1 protein-coding gene is annotated in these 1,608 nt (G+C 62.9%); it reads left to right on the top strand.

The genetic code is table 11. The features are described 5' to 3' along the window. Nucleotides 1–280 precede the first annotated feature (280 nt). Nucleotides 281–1,495, top strand: coding sequence for an NADP-dependent isocitrate dehydrogenase (locus ACIPIA_RS15850; protein ID WP_400510936.1), 1,215 nt, complete (start codon nucleotides 281–283; stop codon nucleotides 1,493–1,495). The last annotated feature ends 113 nt before the right edge of the window (nucleotides 1,496–1,608 follow it).

Here is a 1,608-nt window from a genome sequence, read left to right as displayed (position 1 = left end):
GTTGCCGCGAGTAGAAGGGCGGCCGGCGCTGCGCCCCGCGCCTGCGGTGAAATGAATCGGAACACGTCGTTCGTCCTGTCGCTATGACGAGCGGCGGGTCAGGCTAGGGATGGAAGGCGCCGATTTTGCGGCGGTGCAGCATAATCCGCGGCGCGGCAGATTGCCCGAAAGCCGCGCTTCCCCCGCCGCCTCGAACCCGCTAGGAAGCGACCCAGCCGTGGACCGTGGCCGAAAGCCGCGGTTTCGGATCGTTCTATCTGGAGAGAACAGGGGTCATCGCATGAGCAAGATCAAGGTCGCCAATCCGATCGTCGACATGGACGGCGACGAGATGACCCGGATCATCTGGCAGAAGATCAAGGACACGCTGATCTTCCCGTATCTGGATCTCGAGCTCGACTATTTCGACCTCTCGGTCGAGAACCGCGACGCGACCAACGACCAGGTCACGATCGACGCCGCCAACGCCACCAAGAAGCATGGTGTCGCCGTGAAGTGCGCCACCATCACGCCGGACGAGGCCCGCGTGAAGGAGTTCAACCTCAAGGAGATGTGGAAGTCGCCGAACGGCACGATCCGCAACATCCTCGGCGGCGTGATCTTCCGCGAGCCGATCATCTGCAAGAACGTGCCGCGCCTCGTGCCGGGCTGGACCCAGCCCATCGTCATCGGCCGCCATGCCTTCGGCGATCAGTACCGCGCGACCGACTTCAAGTTCCCGGGCAAGGGCACGCTGTCGATCAAGTTCGTCGGCGAGGACGGCAACGTCATCGAGAAGGAGGTCTTCAAGGCTCCCGAGGCCGGCGTCGCCATGGCGATGTACAATCTCGACGAGTCGATCAAGGACTTTGCGCGGGCGTCGCTGAACTACGGCCTGATGCGCAAGTACCCCGTCTATCTCTCGACCAAGAACACCATCCTCAAGACCTATGACGGCCGCTTCAAGGACATCTTCCAGGAGATCTACGAGAAGGAGTTCAAGGCGGAGTTCGACAAGCTCGGGATCACCTATGAGCACCGTCTGATCGACGACATGGTCGCTTCGGCGATGAAGTGGTCCGGCGGATATGTCTGGGCCTGCAAGAACTATGACGGCGACGTCCAGTCCGATACCGTCGCCCAGGGCTTCGGCTCGCTCGGCCTGATGACCTCGGTGCTGATGACGCCGGACGGCAAGACCGTCGAGGCCGAAGCCGCCCACGGCACGGTGACCCGCCACTATCGCGAGCACCAGAAGGGCAAGGAGACCTCGACGAACTCGATCGCCTCGATCTTCGCCTGGACCCGTGGCCTCGCCCATCGTGCCAAGCTCGACAACAATGCCGAGCTCGCGAAGTTCGCTGCGCTGGTGGAGAAGGTCACGGTCGACACGGTCGAGGCCGGCGACATGACCAAGGATCTCGCCCTGCTCGTCGGCGCCGACCAGAAGTGGCTCTCGACGACCGGATTCCTCGAGAAGGTCAGCGAGAACATGCGCAAGGCGATGGCTGCCTGAGGCTGCTGCCCTGCTCAGTGTCACGAAGCCCGGCCGCGAGGCCGGGCTTTTTCGTTGGATGCCGGGAGACTGGTGCAGCCGCGGATATCTTGGGTGCCGTCACCAAGGGGAAA

Origin of the sequence: Allobosea sp. CER48 (genome assembly GCF_044752385.1) — a bacterium.
Lineage (GTDB): Bacteria > Pseudomonadota > Alphaproteobacteria > Rhizobiales > Beijerinckiaceae > Allobosea.
Note: the sequence above shows the minus strand (reverse complement) of the source record. Positions and strands in the feature narration are given on the sequence as shown.